Below are 16,624 nucleotides of genomic sequence, written 5' to 3'. Positions count from 1 at the left end.
CCAAGATCATCGCCCCCTCCTGCGATTCCCTTCTTGCCTTTTTAAATGTCAGACTTTTAAATGTCAGACAAATAAAAAGTGAATCGGATGAAAATCGACCCCGACTCTTCGGCCGACCTGTCGGCCCAGATCGCCGCGGCGATCCGCTCGGCGATTCTGCGGGGCGATCTGATCGTGGACGAGCGCCTGCCCTCGGAATCGGAACTGGCCGAGCATTTCTCGGTGTCGCGCCCGACCGTGCGCGAAGCCCTGAAACGGCTGGCGGCGCAATCGCTGATCCGCACCCAGCGCGGCGCCGCCGGGGGGGCGTTTGTCAAGCGCCTGAGCTATCCCGAGGCCTATGCCCAGCAGATCACCACCTCGACCCTGCTGTTGTCGATGAACGCGGTCAGCTTTGAAACCGCCTGCGAGGCGCGCTATGCGATGGAGCGGGCCTGCGCACCGCTCTGCGCACAGCGCCGCGGCGCCGGGCATCTGGCCACCATGCACCACGAGATCGACCGTCAGAAACAGGCCGATCTGACGGACGAGGATTTCTGCGCCAGCGACGTCGCCTTTCACCGGGCGCTGGTCGATGGCGCCGGCAATCCGGTTCTGTCCTATCAACTGGTGGGGGCGGTCGAGGCGATGCAGCCGCTGATGAACATGATCACCTTTACCGCCCGCTCACGCCAGCGGATTGTGGCGCTGCACAGCCGGATTGCCGACGCGATTCAGGCACAGCACGCGCATGCCGCTGACGCTGCGCTGGCCGAGCTGGCGGAGTACACCCTGCTGCTGGGCCGCGACGTGGTACAGAACCACCAGGACAGGCCGCGTTCGCAAAGGGGCGCGGACGCGCGCTGAGCAAGGATACATCGCATGCCGGCGCCGTGGCCAGGGGCAGCCGCCGGCTCATTTCCATCGTTGCCCGACCATCTCTGCCCGACCATCTCTGCCCGCACTGCCCTCCGGTCTTGCACCGGACAGCAGCCTGTCAGACCTGGGCCAGGACCCGCGCCACCCGGTTCGCGGGCTGAGTCCGCGCGGCGTCGAAGGCCCGCCCGCTCTGGCGCAGTTCCGGAAACAGGGTGTACAGCTCGCGGCGCAGGGCCGGGCGCAACGCGGAAACCGTGCGGGCGACGGGAAAGAAACTCTCCGCTTCCACACCTTCGGCATAGATCACCTCGTGCCGGTCAAAGGCGATATGGTAATAGGTCACCGGACCCGGCGTATGATCCACCGTGACCGATTGATCATTGCACAGGGCAAAGGCGGGCACCAGCACGCCATCTTCGGCCCCGAACATCATTTCGGCGCGCCAGTCGTCGATCAGGATGCGGTGCTGGCGCGAGACCCGCAGGTCGGCCGCAGGACGGTTCGGGCCAAGGGCGCCGGCGCGGATCAGCACGGGCCGCAGATGGACATCCGCGGCGGTGCGGGCCGCCGACACCTGCGACACGCCAATCCAGCGGATCCGCTGTACCCCGTGATCGCGGGTCACGACCGGATCGCCGACGCTCAGGTTCTCGACGGCGACAATTCCATCCGGCGTACGGATGCCGGTGCCGGGGGTAAAGCAGATGACCACCGACAGGTTGTGCTGCGTCGTGATCACTTGCTGACCGCTGCCCGGATCGCCCGGGTCCTCGGCGAAATACGAGTTGACCGTGATCTTGACATCCTGACCCGCGTCAAAGGCCGGATCGACGGGGAAACAGTCGATGAACCAGCCCGACGGGTTCTTTTGGATATAGGGATCGCCGGTATCGGGATCGAGATCATCCGGTGTGATCTTGATGGTCTGGGTAAAGGGCTGCCCCAGATCGTCCAGCCCCTCGATCACCAGTTCGACGCATTCCAGTTCGGCCTGCGTCAGCGGCGCCACCACTTCGTTCACCAGATCGTCGACATCGCGCACCTTGGTCGCACCACCGGTATTGTCCAACTGGTTCAGCGCCCCGAGGCTGCTGAATTGTCCCACCCCGATGCCGGAAATGCTGGCATTCCAGTTGTTTTCCAGATCCTGGGCCGCGCCCTGTATGTCCTGCCCGCGCGGCACCGGAAACCCGTCCGACATGAACACCAGAACGTTGTTGTCCGACGGATCGGCGCCGGCATCGGTAAATGCGTCGTCAGCGGCTTCCAGACCGGCCTGAAAATTGGTCAGTCCGCCCGGGGTCATGCCGTTCAGCGCGGCGTCAAACCCGGCCCGGCCCGCCGCATCCAGGGTAAAGGGGCCGAAATGGTCGGCATCGCTGTCGTAGTCCACCAGCGAGATCGTGACCTCGCCGGGATCATAGCCGGCGTCCAGATAGGCCTGAAACAACTGTTTGGCGGCAAAGATCTGCGCCTCGAGATAGGTATCGACGGTTCCGTCGCCATCGACATCCGATCCGGATGAATTGGCCGTCGACCCCGAGGTGTCGATGGCCACGACCAGGTTGACCTGCTCGTTGACATTTCCGGCCTGAAGATCGACGGAAACCTCGAATCCATCATCATCGATACCGCCGTTGTCCTCGGTGCCGACCGTGCTGGTCTGCGACACGGATGTCGGATTGTTCGAATTCGGATCGATCGTGCTGGTCACCGGCCCCTTGACGTCGGTGTTTCCGTTGCTGTCCGGCATTTACCCCCCTCTCGATCCGATCCCGAGGCGGCGCACCGGGGCGGATTTCGTCACTTTGAACAAAAAACCATCGTTAACATACTGGTAACCCTTATGGAGCATTGATCCCGCTTTGCGCAAGCCAGAGCCGAAAATTCTCCACTGATTTGAAACAATTATGGCTTATCCCGTCACATTTCGCCTTTTCCGTGCATTTTCCGGGACAGGACACGCGTCAGACCCGGCAATCCGGCCCCTTCGGTCACAGGCGGGAGCGCAGGTTTGGCCGGACAGACAGCGATTGCATTGCGCCCGTGGCATCCCTATGTTGAGGCTGTCCTCACGGACTATGGACATAAACGCGCTCGCAATAAGCGGATCGGACCCGGGGGCGGTACCCGGCGGCTCCACCAACATCCTTCATTTGGGGATCATGGGGCCGAAACAGGATCGACGAACGTCTAAAGGGGTTAGCTTTGTCTCGGCGGGGTGCCACCGTATCGGCCCGAAAAGTACAATTGCAAATGACAATCGTGCTCCGGTTGCCGTTGCTGCGTAAGCAGTAACAAGACCGAAACTTAAGCCCTTGCGCCTAGCCGCGTAAGGCGGGGTTCGCAGGCACCTGGCAACAGAAGCCTGCACTTTCCGCCACCGCGAACGGCCCACCAAGATGTCCCGCCTGCCGGGGGGTCCAAAAACAGGTTTGACAGGCCAAAGCCCCAGGTCGCGCCCGCCCGACAATTAGTTGACATGTAAAGGTTTTTCGAAAATCACGGCTGATTGCCCGTCTTTTTCGCGCAATCCGGGAAAGCAGGCGGTACCGGCCTTGAATTTCCCGCCCGGTCCCGGGGTCGGTTGACACTTCCTTCACCATTGACGCGCAATCTGGACGCTCACGATGGAGAGAACGATGAGCAAATCCGATCAATTGCGCAAATTCTACGAGGATGTCTGGGTCAAGGGCGATCTGGACGCGATCGACATGTATTTTTCGGCCGACGCTCAGGCCGGTGGAATCATACCCGAAATGCAGGTCAGCCCGGACGATTTCCGCGATCTGGTATCTGCGTTCAAGACCCTGTTGGGCGACATCCGGTTCGACATGCCCAAGGTGATCGAGAACGGCGAATGGGCGGCGGCGATCATCCACGCCCACACGTCGCGTGCCGACAACGGCGCCCCCGTCGAAGTGACCGGCCAGACCATGGCGCGTTTTGATGGCGACAAGATGGTCGAAGCCTATAATCAGTTCGACTATGTCAGCCTGTTCGAGCAGCTGGGCCAGTTCCCGGACGATACGCTGCCGGTCTGCATGACCGGCCAGCGCCTGGATTGGGCCTGACCGGCCTCTTGCGCGTCGTCTTGACCGCAGCGACGCCCTGTGCCCTATATGGGGCATGGGGATGACCGCGAACGCCCCGTAAGGCGTCAGCCCAAGGTTCGCATGTTTGCCTTTTGACAGGAGACATGCCCATGGCTGCCCCAAACCAAATCACTGTCCCGCAATTGCTGCGCCAGATCGGCAGGCCGCAGGCCCCGGTCCTGGTCGATATCTGTCTCGCGGAAGATTTCCGCGCCGACCCGTATCTGGTTCCCGGTGCCCTGCGCCATGACCATGACGACCCGGACGGGCTGATCGACTATCTGGACGGGCGCGCCTGTGTAGTGATCTGCCAGAAGGGATTGAAACTCAGCCAGGGTCTGGTGGCCTGGCTGCGCGGCGACGGCATCGATGCGCGCTATCTGCAGGGCGGCATGTATGGCTGGCGCGATCATCCCGAGACCGCCCGCATTCCCGCAGCCACCCTGCCCCCGCCGATGGCCGGCGGCGGCACTCTGTGGGTGACGCGGCACCGGCCGCGGGTCGACCGCATCGCCTGCCCCTGGCTGATCCGCCGCTTTGTCGATCGCCGGGCCAGGTTCCTGTTCGTCTCCCCCGGCGCCGTTGCCGGGGTCGCCGAGCGGTTTGGCGCCACGCCTTTCGGCACCGGGGATGGGGTCTGGTCGCATCGCGGCGATGGCTGCACTTTTGACACGATGCTGGACATGTTCGGCCTGCGTATTCCGGCGCTGGACAGGCTGTCCCTGATCGTGCGCGCGGCCGGCACCGACCGGCACGATCTGGCGCCGCAGGCCGCCGGCCTGCTGGCGCTGTCGGTCGGGCAGTCGCGTCTGTACCGGGACGACCACCAGCAGTTGCAGGCCGGCATGGGCCTGTATGATGCGCTGTACCTTTGGGCGCGCGACGGCTTTGACGAGGGCCACGATCATGCCGTCGGAGCGACCGCATGAGCCGCCCCGATCTGCGTCAGATGGCGCGCGTGTTCGGGCGCATCGGCATCCTGTCCTTTGGCGGACCGGCGGCGCAGATCGCGCTGATGCACCGCGAACTGGTCGAACTGCGCGACTGGCTGGACGAGCAGAGCTTTCTGCGGGCGCTGTCGCTGTGCATGCTGCTGCCCGGACCCGAGGCGATGCAACTGGCCACCTATGCCGGCTGGCGGCTGCGCGGCGTCGCGGGCGGGCTGCTGGCGGGCGCGCTGTTTGTGCTGCCCGGCGCCGCCGTGATCGCCGTGCTGGTCGGCCTGTATGTCAGCTATGGCCAGTTGCCCCTGGTGCAGGCGGCGTTTCTGGGCATCAAGGCGGCCGTTGTCGTGATCGTGTTGCAGGCGCTGCGCAAGGTCGCCGGCAAGGCGCTGGACGGGATCGCCTCCTGGGCGATCGCCGGTCTGGCCTTTGTTGCGATCTTTGCGCTGAACCTGCCGTTTCCGATGATCATCGGCATGGCGGGTCTGTGGGGATTGCTCTGCGCTCCCGCAGACCAGCCTGCCGCGCCCGTCGCCGCCGCACCGGGTCATGGCGCGACGGGGCGCGTCGCGGCGGTATGGCTAACCCTTTGGTTGTGCCCGCTGATCGCGCTGACGCTGACCGGTCCGGCGCTGCTGCGCGATGTCGGATGGCTGTTCGCCAAGCTGGCGGTGGTCACCTTTGGCGGCGCCTATGCGGTGCTGGCCTATCTGACCCAGACCGTGGTGCATGACTATCAATGGATCGGCACGGCCCAGATGATCGACGCGCTGGGACTGGCCGAAACCACACCCGGCCCGCTGATCCTGGTGACGCAGTTTGTCGCCATGCTGGCGGGACACCAGACCGGCGGTTCGGCGATGGCTCTGGCCGCCGGTCTGGTAGCGTTGTGGGCCACGTTTGTCCCCTGCTTTTTGTGGATATTTCTCAGCGCCCCCTATCTTGAGCACATCGCCGCACGGCCCCGCCTGTCAGCCGCGTTGCAGGCGATCACCGCGGCCGTGGTCGGGGTCATTCTGAACCTGTCCGTCTGGTTTTCCCTGCATGTGCTGTTTGACCGCGTCGGGATGCAGCAGATCGGTCCGATGCGGCTGCCGATCCCCGATCCGGCCAGCCTGAATGCGGCAGCGCTGGGATTGACGGTGGTGGCCGTATTCCTGTTCCTGGCGGTGCGGCTGGGGATGATTCCGGCGCTCGCGCTGATGGCCCTGCTCGGAACCTGCACCGGTCTGGTGTGAAACAGATTCTGGTTGTCGCAGGCTTTCGTTTCTGATCGAATCCCCTATGCTGACCCTGACTTGATTTGGAAAGTGCGATGGACCGCGAAATCGACTATGGAAACCTGATGCACACGGCGATGCGCGGTCTGATCAAGACCGTGCTGCAGGACGTGGCGGACCATGGTCTGCCGGGGGCGCATCATTTCTTTATCACGTTTGACACGTCGCATCCCGATGCCGAACTGGCCGATTGGCTGGCCGACAGATATCCGGGCGAAATGACCGTGGTCATGCAGCATTGGTTCGACAATCTCGAGGTCGGAAAGGACGGCTTTTCCGTCACCCTGAATTTCGGCGATGCGCCGGAACCGCTGTATATCCCCTATGACGCGATCAAGACCTTTGTCGATCCGTCGGTCGAATTCGGGCTGCGCTTTGAGTCCGCCGAAGAGGAAGAGGCCGAACAAACCGACCCCCCGGCGGCAATCAACACCGATCATGTCGAGGAAAACGAGGCCGAGGCGCCCAAGCCCGATGCCGAGATCGTCTCGTTGGACAGTTTCCGCAAATAGCCACCCGTTCACCGCCGGCGCGAATCGCTTGCGGCTATTCCCGCTTGTCCAGATAGGCCTTGGTCGACCGTTGCTTGACGCCGTTGGTGATGCGTTGAAATTCCAGTTGCAGCCCGCCCCGGACCAGCGAACGATCGAACTGCTGCAATTCATACCCGCCTTCGGAATCCACAAACAAAGAAAAGACGGTCAGCATCTCGCCGGTGATTCGCGCCCAGACATAGGGTTCGCCCTTCATCGGGTCCATCTGCACCGCATGCCCGAATACGTTCTTTTTCATCGCCGCGGCGAAGACGCCGGGCCGGTCGCTGGGCACGAACGTGATGTCATAGGTGACTTCCTTGGTCCGTCCGCCGGGTTTGTGCGTCGTCGTGGTCCAGCGCACCGAAAACCCGCGCCGGGTCTCGCGGATCGACACGCTCAGATCGCGCGGAGAAACCGAACCGTCCGCATTGACCAACTCGGCCTGCCCGGAATAATCGCCGACGAACCGGCTGATATCCGCCAACACCATCTGCGCCGTCAGCCAGAACAGCGCGACCAGAGCGACCAGCAGACCGGACGGAACCGGAACGATTCGGGCCTGTCTGGCAGTAGTGGCGGCAAGACGACGGATAAAGCTCACATGCGATCCTATGGGTTTGCGCGGGCTTACGGGCCGGCGCTCTCTGGCGGGCATGCGCCCGTGCGGTCCGGGCGCGGTCTGCCCCGTCCGGTCGGCGAACCGGACCTTCAGCGGGGATTGTCCCTCTACTTTACAGCCTGTCGGGCCAAGAACAATGTTTCTGGCGGCGGTGCTGTCAAAATCGGACACGGCTTGCGCAAAACTGCGCGCAACTGGCCAATTGCGCCCCGACGCCCTGAAAGATAAACGGCATACGACAGAATACTTGACGGAGTGTCCCGATGTCCAAGACCCGTACCGAAACCGACAGCTTTGGACCGCTGGAGGTCCCTGCCGAGAAATACTGGGGCGCTCAGACCCAACGCTCGATCATGAACTTTCCCATCGGCTGGGAAAAACAGCCGGTCGCCATCGTGCGGGCACTGGGGGTGATCAAGCAGGCCTGCGCCATGGCCAACAAGGCTTCGGGCAATCTGGACGCCCGGCTGGCCGACGCCATCATCCAGGCCGCCGGCGAAGTGATCGAAGGCAAGTTCGACGACAATTTCCCGCTGGTGGTCTGGCAGACCGGCTCGGGCACCCAATCGAACATGAACTCGAACGAAGTGATCGCCAACCGCGCCATCGAGATCCTGGGCGGTGAGATCGGTTCCAAGGACCCGGTGCATCCCAACGATCACTGCAACATGGGCCAGTCCAGCAACGACACCTTCCCCACCGCGATGCATATCGCCACCGCGATGACCGTGCGCGACGTGCTGCTGCCGGGGCTGGAAAAACTGGCCGCCGGGCTGGAACAGAAATCGGCCGAGTTCAAGGACATCATCAAGATCGGCCGCACCCACACCCAGGACGCGACGCCGCTGACGCTGGGCCAAGAGTTTTCCGGCTATGCGCATCAGATCCGCATGGGCATCAGCCGGGTGAACGCCTGCCTGCCAGGCATCCATGAACTGGCCCAGGGCGGCACCGCCGTCGGCACCGGCCTGAACACCGCGCCCGGCTGGGGCGAAACCGTGGCCGCGAACATGGCGCAGATCACCGGCCTGCCCTTTGTCACCGCCCCCAACAAGTTCGAGGCGCTGGCCGCCCATGACGCCATGGTCTTCATGTCCGGCGCCTTGGCCACCATCGCCGCAAGCTGCTACAAGATCGCCAACGACATCCGTCTGTTGGGCTCGGGTCCGCGCTCGGGTCTGGGCGAACTGATCCTGCCCGAAAACGAACCGGGCAGCTCGATCATGCCGGGCAAGGTCAACCCGACCCAGGCCGAGGCGCTGACGCAGGTGGCCGCGCATGTGATGGGCAATGACGCCGCGATCAAGTTCGCCGGCTCGCAGGGTCATTTCGAACTGAACGTCTATAACCCGATGATGTCCTACAACCTGCTGCAGTCGATCCAGTTGCTGGGCGACGCCGCCGACAGCTTTACCGAACGCATGCTGCTGGGCATCCAGGCCAACGAACCGCGCATCGACAAGCTGATGAAGGAAAGCCTGATGCTGGTGACGGCGCTGGCCCCGACCATCGGCTATGACAACGCCACCAAGGTTGCCAAGACCGCGCACAAGAACGGCACGACGCTGAAGGAAGAGGCGATCGCGCTGGGCTTTGTCGACGAGGCGACCTTTGACGCGGTGGTGCGCCCTGAACAGATGATCGGCCCCAAGTAATGGCCGAGCCGGTCAATCTGAACCGGTTCCGAAAACAAAAGGCGCGGGCCGAGAAACGGGCCCGCGCCGACGCGAACAGCGTGAAATTCGGCCGCAGCAAGGCCGAAAGGGAATTGCAACGCGCCCGCGCCGACAAGGCGCATCGCGACCACGCGGCCCATCGCAACGACGACCGGGACGACGCGTGAGCGGGCGACCGAAAAAACACTCTCTGACCCTGAGGGGGCACCGCACATCGGTATCGCTGGAAGACGAGTTCTGGGACGCCTTTCGCGAGATTGCCGCCCGCGACAACCGCCCGATCAACGCCCTGGCCGCCGAAATCGACGCCGCCCGCGGTACCGAAACCGGTCTGGCCTCGGCGATCCGGCTGTTCGTTCTGGCGCGCCTGCGGCACCCGACCCCGGACTGACGCCCGCCGTCTATGCCGGTTCAGGTCGCGCGCGGGGCTGAACCTGCAACCAGATGCCGTCGCGGGCCCGCACCGTCAGATGCGCCACCGGCACCGGGTCGCGCCCCGCGACGACCGAAAACCGGAACTCGCGCAGCAGTATCGACAACAACAAGGGTCCTTCGACCATGGCGAACCCGGCACCGGTGCAGACCCGCGGCCCGGCGGAAAACGGGATAAAAGCCGTGCGCTGACAGGTCTTGCCGTTGTCGCTGTCCCAGCGCGCCGGGTCGAAATCGTCGGGGCGCTGCCACAATCGTTCGTGGCGATGCAGATGCCAGGGGCTCAGCACCAGTTGCGCGCCCTTTGGCACGTCGCGATCGCGGAACCGCTCGGGGCGGGTCGCCTCGCGCACCATCATCGGTACCGGCGGATAGAGCCGAAGCGCCTCGCGGAACACATCGCGGCTGTGTTTCAGGGTCTGCATCACCGCAAAGTCGGTGAAATCCTGCGCCGCCGCCTCCTCGGCCACGCGCTGCTGCCAGTCGGGGCTGGCCGCCAGCAGGTACAGCGCCCAGGCCAGGGCCGACGCGCTGGTTTCATGCCCGGCCAGGAAAAAGATCGCCACCTGATCGACCATTTCCTCGGTATCGAACCGCGCGCCGGTCTTGGGATCGGCGGTGGTCATGATCTTGGTCGCCAGATCGTCGGGCGCGGTCCCGGCGGCGATCTCGTCCATGCGCTGACGGGTCAGGTCCCGGATCAGCCCGCGGATCTCGGCTGCGGTGCGCCGCGTGCGCCGGCTGTGCAGTCGCGGCACCCAACGGGGCAGCGGCACAAGCGCGGCAATGTTCAGGATCGGCTGGCTGCGCTGATAGTCGCGGAACAGCGCAAAGACCCGTGCTGCGACCGCATGTTCAATGGGGATCGAAAACAGGGTGCGAAAGATCACATCGGCGGCGGCATGGCTGGTGATCTCTTCGATCTCGACCACCGCCGTGCCTTGCTGTCGCAACCGGTTCACGGCAGCGAGCGCGGCCTGCTGCATGGCGGGAAAGCTGTCGCGCAGGCGTCCGCCGGCAAAGGCCGGATCGATGATCCGGCGCTGGCGTTCCCAGGTCTCGCCATTGCTCAGAAAGACCGAGTTGCCAAGGAGCGGCCGCAGGCCCTCGCTGATCCGTCCGGATTTCGGAAAATCCCCGGGGCGGTCGCGCAGCACTGTCTGGACCAGATCGGGTTGATTCAGCAAATACGAGCGGAAGAACGGTGTGCGAAACTCGGCCATCCAGGCCCGGTACAGGCGCACCGGTTGCGCCGACAGGATGTCGCGGCGAAACAGCCGCGCATAGTGCCAGAGCGACACCTTGTCGGGCCGCGCCGCGGGTTTTGGCGGCCTCATGCGGCCACCGACGTGTATTTCGACGCAGCGACATCGATCCGCGACCGCGAAGCCGCCCGACCGGCAAACCGGCCGGCCAGCGTCTGCGGGCCGGCGGTGATGCGGAAATAGTCATAATCGCCCGGCCGGTCAAAAGCGCAGAGATATTGGAAATGCAGCCGGAAAAAGCGCCAGCGCAAGGCCGCCCAGCGCTCCGGCGACAGGGTCTGGGTAAACGCCGCCGAAATGACCAGCGGCCATTTCTTTCCAGGCCCGGCCACGCCGCTGACCGCCACCGGATCGCACAGCGCAAAGGAACAGCCATCGCCCGGCGCCGAGACATCGACCCAGCACAGCGCGTCGCTGGTGGACAGGTACCGCAGGTCGGCCCGCAACCGATGCGCCTGTTTCAGGAACGAGACCATTGGCACCACCTGACCCAGCGACAGAAAGCCCAGTACCGGCCCGTCAGCGGACACCCGGCCGGCGCGGATCAGGTCGGCCAGCAGCGAAACCCCGATATGCGCGCCCGAGGAATGCCCGACCACCAGAACCTCGTCGGCATCGCTGTTCAAAGCCGCCGCGACGATATCGGCGAAGGCGGCAATGCGCTGTTCCAGATCCGGCGGATAGGCCCCGCCCGCCTGTGCGGCATGGGCATAGTCCTGCATCAGGTAATAGGCGAACAGCCGGCCATCGCAGGCGCGAAACCCGCGCAGCGCCAGCACCAGAACCGCCAGCGCCACGACCAGCGAAAGGATCTGCGCGATCAGGTTGGCGGTCTGGCCACCGGGCAGGCGCGCCGCCAGAGCCTGCAGAACCGACGCCGCCACCCCGGCTAGCAGACAGGCCAGCAGCAATTGCAGCAACAGCATCCCGATCGGATACAGCGCGGCGATGACCGGCCCCTTGCGCAGCCACATCAGACGCCGCAGCGTCCCCGATGCGACATATGTCCAGACAGTGCGCAGCAGTTTCAGATAGGTTGCCGGGATCGACCCCGACATGCTGGACTGCACCAGATCGGACCAGACCAGCACCTCAAATTCGCTGTGAACCGGCGCGCCATCGATCCTTGCCTGCACCTGCCAGCCATAGGCCCCGTTGCCGGTTTTTGCCTTTAGATCAATCTCGTATCCCGATATCTTCGCCTGCCGGGCGGCCTCGGTGCGATACAGTTCGCGATACCGCCGCGGCGGGTTGGGATCATAGCCGGGTATGTAGAACACCCGGCGGTAACGGACCTGCTGCTGCGCCTGCCTGGCCATGGGACTCCTCGTGCCTTGGCACAACCCTAGCCTGTCTTTTCGTCCAGAGTAAGGTGCCGCGTGACGCGGTCAGCCAGCCTGATCAGCCCAGTGTGGCCAGTGCCGGAAACCGCTCGAGCAGCCAATAGGAAAAGCTGGAGAACCCGCCGGTCAGCATCAGCAATCCGATGGTCCACAGCAACAGGCCCATCAGCCGCTCGATCTGTTGCATGTGCCGTTTCATCCAGCCCAGCAGCCCCCCGAGGCGCGGCAGAAAGGCCGCTACCAGCAGAAAGGGCACGCCCAGCCCCAGCGCATAGACCGCCAGCAGCGCGGTGCCCCGCGTCACCGAGGCTTCGGAGGCCGCCAGCGACAGGATCGCGCCCAGCTGCGGCCCGATACAGGGGGTCCAGCCAAAGGCAAAGGCGAGGCCCAGCACATAGGCGCCAAAGGCGCTGCCGCCGCGATCTCCGGCGTCGATGCGCGCCTCGCGGTCCAGAAAACCGATGCGATAAACGCCGACGAAATGGGCGCCGAATACCATCACCAGAAGCCCGGCGGCCGTGTTGAACCAGGTCTGGTACTGCAGGAACAGCGTTCCGACCACCGATGCGGTAAATCCCAGCAGCAGAAACACTGTCGACAGGCCCAGCACAAAGAACAGCGCCGGCAACAAGGCGCGGTTGCGCGCGGTCGAGCCGGCCCCCAGGTCCTGCAGCGACACGCCGCTCATATAGGCCAGATAGGGCGGCACGATGGGCAGAACGCAGGGCGACAGAAAGCTGACGATCCCGGCAGACAGGGCCACGACCATGGCGGGCAGCAGGCCCGCGTCGATGATATCGATTCCGAACATATCGCCGGTCATAGGGGATCCGTGGACCAAGGTCACGGTCAGCGGGCGGCCTTTGCAGTCACATCCTTGTGGACAGGGTGAAATATCCGCCTTATCTGCCCATCATGAGCCAGATCAACGACACCCTGGACGCCATCGGGCTGCTGTGCCCCCTGCCCGTCCTCAAAGCACGCAAGCGCCTGAAATCCCTGCCCGACGGCGCCGTGCTGCAGATGCTGGCGGATGATCCAGCAGCGATCGTGGACGTGCCGCATTTCTGTGCCGAGGCCGGGCACGAACTGGTGTCGCAGACCGAAAGTGGCACGCATCAGGTCTATCTGATCCGCAAGGGCGGATAGAAAAAGGCGGACCCGCAAGCCCGCCTTTCCGGTTCGTTCGTCTGATCGGTTCAACCGGGTCAGCTGCCCAGCGACCACCAACCGCGCCGCTTGGGCTTGGGCGGCTCTGCCGTGCCGGCCTCGACCGCGACATCCTGTGTCGCCTGTTCGGCACCCGCATCCGCCATTTCCGGCACGGCCTCTTCTGCCATCGCGGGATCGGCGGTTTCGACGGTGCTATCCGCCGTCACCGTCTCGGTCGGATGCGCGGCGGCCATTGCTGGCTCGGGATGTGCCTGGGCCGGTTCCACGGGGGCCGCAACCACCTCTGCCGCGACTGTGTCGGCGGGTTCAGCATTTGCCCCAGCGGCCGCTTCGGCTGCGACCGACTCGGCGGGTTCCAGCGCGGTTTTCTCTGCGGTCGGTTCGGGCTGATCTGTCGTTTCCGCTGTGGCCGACTCGGCGACGGGTTCCACAGGACTGTCCGCTGATTTTGACCTGGACTTGCGGGTCCGCGTCGGTTTGGCCGTTTTCTTGCGCGGCGCATCCTCGGCTTCCGCCTCGACGCTGTCCTCTGGTTTGGTCTCGGTCTCCGGCCCGGCGTCGTCGGTTTTCGTGTCGGCGGCCTTTTTCGAGCGCGAGCGACTTTTGCGCGGTTTGGCCGGCGCCTCGTCCTCTTGCGGGTCTGCCGTTGTCTCTTCGGGCGCGGCAGCGGCGGCGCCGTCCGGCGAGGGTTGGGCATCCGCTTCTGTTCCGTCCGGTTCGGTTCCGCCGGCCTCTGACCCGGCTGCCTCGACCGCTGCATCCGCATCGCCGGATGCCATTTCGTCTTCGGTCCCGTTCTCGATGGCCGCGCCACCGGGCTTGCCGCGCCGACGCCGGCGGCGCCGCTTGCGCTTGGGCCGAGTTTCGGCCGCGCCGTCCACGGTTTCCGGCGCCTCTTCGGCCTCGGTCACGGTTACGTTTACGGTTTCGGGTTCGTCAGCGCTTTCATCGGCGTCGATCTGGTCCATCAGAGATGTATCCACCGACACAACCGGCGCCGATGCAACCGCCACCCGGCGAGAAGCGGTCTTGAACTTCTCGATGGCGAAATCCGGGCTGACCAGATGCGGGTCGCCTTCGATCCGCACCGACAGGCCATAGCGCGACTCGATCTGCGCCACGTGCTCGCGTTTCTGGTTCATCAGGAAATTAGCGATATTGACCGGGCATTTGACCAACACCTCGCGGCTGCGCCGGCGCACGCCTTCTTCCTCGACCTGGCGCAGGATCGACAGCGCCATGTTGTCATCCGACCGGATCAGACCGGTGCCATGACACACCGCGCAGGGCTGGGTCGTCGCCTCGATCATGCCCGGACGCAGACGCTGACGGCTCATTTCCAGCAGCCCAAAGCCCGAGATCCGCCCGACCTGGATGCGCGCCCGGTCGGTTTTCAGCCGTTCCTTCAGACGCTTTTCGACGGCGGTGTTGTTCTTGCGCTCGTCCATGTCGATGAAATCGATCACGATCAGACCGGCGAGGTCCCGCAGACGCAACTGCCGGGCCACCTCTTCGGCCGCCTCAAGGTTGGTGTTCAGCGCGGTTTCCTCGATGCTGCCCTGCTTGGTCGCGCGGCCCGAGTTGACGTCGACCGCCACCAGCGCCTCGGTCACGCCGATCACGATATAACCGCCAGACCGCAACTGCACCGTCGGGTTGAACATCGCGCCCAGATAGCTTTCCACCTGATAGCGCGCGAACAGCGGCATCGGGTCGGTGTATTGCTTCACGTTCTTGGCATGGGACGGCATGATCATCTTCATGAAGTCCTTGGCGATGCGATAGCCGCGCTCGCCCTCGACAAAAACCTCGTCGATCTCGCGGTTATAAAGGTCGCGGATCGAGCGTTTGATCAGGTCGCCCTCTTCATAGATCTTGGCCGGCGCGATAGACTTCAGGGTCAATTCGCGGATCTGCTCCCACAGGCGCTGCAGGTATTCATAGTCGCGCTTGATCTCGGCCTTGGTGCGTTTCGCCCCGGCGGTGCGCACGATCAGTCCGGCGCCACCGGGCACATCGATCTCGCTGGCGATTTCCTTCAGTTTCTTGCGATCCGCGGCATTGGTGATCTTGCGGCTGATCCCGCCGCCCCGGGCGGTGTTGGGCATCAGCACGCAATAGCGGCCGGCCAGGCTGAGATAGGTGGTCAGCGCTGCGCCCTTGTTGCCGCGCTCTTCTTTGACGACCTGCACCAAAAGGATCTGGCGGACCTTGATCACCTCCTGGATCTTGTAGCGGCGCGGTCGCGGTTTGCGTGGCGGGCGGATGTCCTCGATGTCGTCTTCGTCCGCGACGAATTCGATGCTGTCATCCTTGGCGGCGGCATCGTTGCCCGCGTCGTCCTCGTCGTCGTCTTCGCCGGCGTCATCGTCGCCAGCGTCGTCCTCGCCTGCGTCATCGGCATGCGCGTCGTCGCCGCTGTCGGCGACGGCTTCTGCGGCATCAGCCGCTGTGTCATCCCCGGTCTCGGCTGCTGCATCCACCGACGTTTCCGCTGTGTCGGGCGCGGGCGTTTCCACGGATCCGGCAGGCGACGCGTCCTGGGCGTCAGCAATCGCCGCCTCGGCCGGCTGCTCGACACCGGCTTTGTCAGCGTCGTCCACGGGTTCGGCGACCGGTGTCTCGGCCACCTGCTCCATCGGCGAAACACCTTCGGGGGCCTGCAACTCATCACTGTCGGACGGATCGTCGGCGGACAGGTCGATGGTTTCCATGCCGTTGATTTCCGCCTCGACCTCCTTGGTCACACGGGCATCGTCCGGCGCGGCATCCGCCGCCTGAGTCCGGGTGCGTCCGCGCGAGCCACGACGCGCGCGGGTCGGCTTTCGCTCTTCTTCCTCGTCGCGCGCCTTGATCGCCTCGGCATAGGCGCGCTCTTCTTCCATCAGCGCTTCGCGGTCGGCGACCGGGATCTGATAATAATCCGGATGTATCTCGGAAAACGCCAGGAATCCGTGGCGGTTGCCGCCGTAATCCACAAAGGCGGCCTGCAACGAGGGTTCGACCCGCGTAACTTTTGCTAGATAGATATTGCCGGCAAGCTGACGTTTGTTTTCGGATTCAAAATCGAACTCCTCGACCTTGTTTCCGTCGACCACCACGACGCGGGTTTCCTCCGCGTGGGTGGCATCGATAAGCATTTTCTTAGCCATGTGTCCTTGGTGCACAATCGCAACCGGGCCAGTCCTGGCGGACCCGCGCGCTTGGGATGGTGTCTTGTCAGGGCGATGTCAGACGCGGCGCGGCAGGGTCGGGTGTTCCACCCCCCTGCCCGTATGCTCAAAGCGTGCGCGCGCGTCATCGCGGTTCTTCTCCGACAGGCCGGGACGGTCCCGGCTCTGCCCATTCAATTCCTTTGTCCGAGACTTCTGGGCAAAGGCACTACACCGGCCCCTTTCGGGAC

At 64.2% G+C, this 16,624-nt stretch carries 15 protein-coding genes and 1 other RNA gene; 10 read left to right on the top strand and 6 right to left on the bottom strand.

The features are described from left to right. The first annotated feature begins 87 nt into the window (after positions 1-87). Positions 88-846, top strand: a complete 759-nt coding sequence (locus tag ACFMPD_RS05150; RefSeq protein ID WP_380992493.1) for a FadR/GntR family transcriptional regulator — start codon at positions 88-90, stop codon at positions 844-846. A 130-nt stretch (positions 847-976) separates the two neighbouring features. Here ACFMPD_RS05150 and ACFMPD_RS05145 read toward each other — a convergent pair whose 3' ends face one another. Further along, positions 977-2,611 carry a Hint domain-containing protein gene (locus ACFMPD_RS05145; protein WP_380992492.1) on the bottom strand — a complete coding sequence of 545 codons (1,635 nt, stop codon included), beginning with the start codon at positions 2,609-2,611 and terminating at the stop codon, positions 977-979. A gap of 276 nt (positions 2,612-2,887) precedes the next feature. Here ACFMPD_RS05145 and ssrA point away from each other — a divergent pair. The 5 genes from ssrA (at position 2,888) to ACFMPD_RS05120 (ending at position 6,689) form a co-directional block, all read left to right on the top strand. Beyond that, positions 2,888-3,233, top strand: a transfer-messenger RNA (tmRNA) gene (ssrA, locus tag ACFMPD_RS05140). Positions 3,234-3,500: 267 nt separating this feature from the next. Further along, entirely contained in the window at positions 3,501-3,932 is a 432-nt protein-coding gene (locus ACFMPD_RS05135) for an ester cyclase (protein ID WP_380992490.1), read from the top strand. 131 nt (positions 3,933-4,063) lie between these two features. Next, complete coding sequence (locus ACFMPD_RS05130) at positions 4,064-4,882, top strand: chromate resistance protein ChrB domain-containing protein (RefSeq protein WP_380992488.1); 819 nt, start codon at positions 4,064-4,066, stop codon at positions 4,880-4,882. Beyond that, complete coding sequence (gene chrA / locus ACFMPD_RS05125; protein WP_380992486.1) at positions 4,879-6,135, top strand: chromate efflux transporter; 1,257 nt, start codon at positions 4,879-4,881, stop codon at positions 6,133-6,135. Before ACFMPD_RS05130 ends, chrA begins: the two co-directional genes overlap by 4 nt. Before the next feature lie 77 nt (positions 6,136-6,212). Next, positions 6,213-6,689 (top strand): SspB family protein, encoded by a 477-nt coding sequence (locus ACFMPD_RS05120; RefSeq protein ID WP_380992484.1) that lies wholly within the window; start codon positions 6,213-6,215, stop codon positions 6,687-6,689. Between the two features lie 34 nt (positions 6,690-6,723). Here the strand turns inward: ACFMPD_RS05120 and ACFMPD_RS05115 are convergent, their stop codons facing one another. Further along, complete coding sequence (locus ACFMPD_RS05115) at positions 6,724-7,314, bottom strand: hypothetical protein (RefSeq protein ID WP_380992482.1); 591 nt, start codon at positions 7,312-7,314, stop codon at positions 6,724-6,726. 281 nt (positions 7,315-7,595) lie between these two features. Between ACFMPD_RS05115 and fumC the strand changes: the two genes are divergently transcribed. Genes fumC through ACFMPD_RS05100 form a run of 3 tightly spaced genes read left to right on the top strand, consistent with a single transcriptional unit; the run spans position 7,596 to position 9,399 of the window. Beyond that, entirely contained in the window at positions 7,596-8,987 is a 1,392-nt protein-coding gene (fumC, locus tag ACFMPD_RS05110) for a class II fumarate hydratase (RefSeq protein ID WP_380992480.1), read from the top strand. Beyond that, a complete protein-coding gene (locus tag ACFMPD_RS05105; protein WP_380992478.1) occupies positions 8,987-9,175 on the top strand; it encodes a DUF4169 family protein in 189 nt (62 codons plus the stop codon). The genes fumC and ACFMPD_RS05105 overlap by 1 nt, the downstream gene beginning before the upstream one ends. After that, entirely contained in the window at positions 9,172-9,399 is a 228-nt protein-coding gene (locus tag ACFMPD_RS05100) for a ribbon-helix-helix domain-containing protein (protein WP_380992476.1), read from the top strand. Before ACFMPD_RS05105 ends, ACFMPD_RS05100 begins: the two co-directional genes overlap by 4 nt. Before the next feature lie 10 nt (positions 9,400-9,409). On the opposite strand, the gene ACFMPD_RS05095 is transcribed toward ACFMPD_RS05100, so the two are convergent. The 3 genes from ACFMPD_RS05095 to ACFMPD_RS05085 form a co-directional block, all read right to left on the bottom strand. After that, positions 9,410-10,777 carry a cytochrome P450 gene (locus ACFMPD_RS05095; RefSeq protein ID WP_380992474.1) on the bottom strand — a complete coding sequence of 456 codons (1,368 nt, stop codon included), beginning with the start codon at positions 10,775-10,777 and terminating at the stop codon, positions 9,410-9,412. After that, entirely contained in the window at positions 10,774-12,024 is a 1,251-nt protein-coding gene (locus ACFMPD_RS05090; protein ID WP_380992472.1) for a hypothetical protein, read from the bottom strand. The genes ACFMPD_RS05095 and ACFMPD_RS05090 overlap by 4 nt, the downstream gene beginning before the upstream one ends. Positions 12,025-12,106: 82 nt before the next feature. Then, on the bottom strand, positions 12,107-12,859 hold the full coding sequence (locus tag ACFMPD_RS05085; protein ID WP_380992470.1) for a cytochrome c biogenesis CcdA family protein: 753 nt from the start codon (positions 12,857-12,859) through the stop codon (positions 12,107-12,109). Positions 12,860-12,963: 104 nt separating this feature from the next. On the opposite strand from ACFMPD_RS05085, the gene ACFMPD_RS05080 reads away from it, so the two are divergent. Beyond that, positions 12,964-13,197, top strand: coding sequence for a sulfurtransferase TusA family protein (locus ACFMPD_RS05080; RefSeq protein ID WP_380992705.1), 234 nt, complete (start codon positions 12,964-12,966; stop codon positions 13,195-13,197). A gap of 59 nt (positions 13,198-13,256) precedes the next feature. Here the strand turns inward: ACFMPD_RS05080 and ACFMPD_RS05075 are convergent, their stop codons facing one another. Next, a complete protein-coding gene (locus ACFMPD_RS05075; protein ID WP_380992468.1) occupies positions 13,257-16,373 on the bottom strand; it encodes a ribonuclease E/G in 3,117 nt (1,038 codons plus the stop codon). Positions 16,374-16,624: the final 251 nt, after the last annotated feature.

The sequence above is a fragment of the Sedimentitalea sediminis genome (genome assembly GCF_042687825.1).
In the GTDB taxonomy this organism is placed as follows: domain Bacteria; phylum Pseudomonadota; class Alphaproteobacteria; order Rhodobacterales; family Rhodobacteraceae; genus Sedimentitalea.
This window is presented reverse-complemented; position numbering and strand designations above follow the sequence as displayed.

What these genes read in the sequence shown, in the direction of transcription:
- ACFMPD_RS05150 (WP_380992493.1), top strand. Translation starts at nt 88, where the DNA reads ATGAAAATCGACCCCGACTCTTCGGCCGACCTGTCGGCCCAGATCGCC.
- ACFMPD_RS05145 (WP_380992492.1), bottom strand. Translation starts at nt 2,611, where the DNA reads ATGCCGGACAGCAACGGAAACACCGACGTCAAGGGGCCGGTGACCAGC.
- ACFMPD_RS05135 (WP_380992490.1), top strand. Translation starts at nt 3,501, where the DNA reads ATGAGCAAATCCGATCAATTGCGCAAATTCTACGAGGATGTCTGGGTC.
- ACFMPD_RS05130 (WP_380992488.1), top strand. Translation starts at nt 4,064, where the DNA reads ATGGCTGCCCCAAACCAAATCACTGTCCCGCAATTGCTGCGCCAGATC.
- chrA (WP_380992486.1), top strand. Translation starts at nt 4,879, where the DNA reads ATGAGCCGCCCCGATCTGCGTCAGATGGCGCGCGTGTTCGGGCGCATC.
- ACFMPD_RS05120 (WP_380992484.1), top strand. Translation starts at nt 6,213, where the DNA reads ATGGACCGCGAAATCGACTATGGAAACCTGATGCACACGGCGATGCGC.
- fumC (WP_380992480.1), top strand. Translation starts at nt 7,596, where the DNA reads ATGTCCAAGACCCGTACCGAAACCGACAGCTTTGGACCGCTGGAGGTC.
- ACFMPD_RS05105 (WP_380992478.1), top strand. Translation starts at nt 8,987, where the DNA reads ATGGCCGAGCCGGTCAATCTGAACCGGTTCCGAAAACAAAAGGCGCGG.
- ACFMPD_RS05095 (WP_380992474.1), bottom strand. Translation starts at nt 10,777, where the DNA reads ATGAGGCCGCCAAAACCCGCGGCGCGGCCCGACAAGGTGTCGCTCTGG.
- ACFMPD_RS05090 (WP_380992472.1), bottom strand. Translation starts at nt 12,024, where the DNA reads ATGGCCAGGCAGGCGCAGCAGCAGGTCCGTTACCGCCGGGTGTTCTAC.
- ACFMPD_RS05085 (WP_380992470.1), bottom strand. Translation starts at nt 12,859, where the DNA reads ATGTTCGGAATCGATATCATCGACGCGGGCCTGCTGCCCGCCATGGTC.
- ACFMPD_RS05080 (WP_380992705.1), top strand. Translation starts at nt 12,964, where the DNA reads ATGAGCCAGATCAACGACACCCTGGACGCCATCGGGCTGCTGTGCCCC.
- ACFMPD_RS05075 (WP_380992468.1), bottom strand. Translation starts at nt 16,373, where the DNA reads ATGGCTAAGAAAATGCTTATCGATGCCACCCACGCGGAGGAAACCCGC.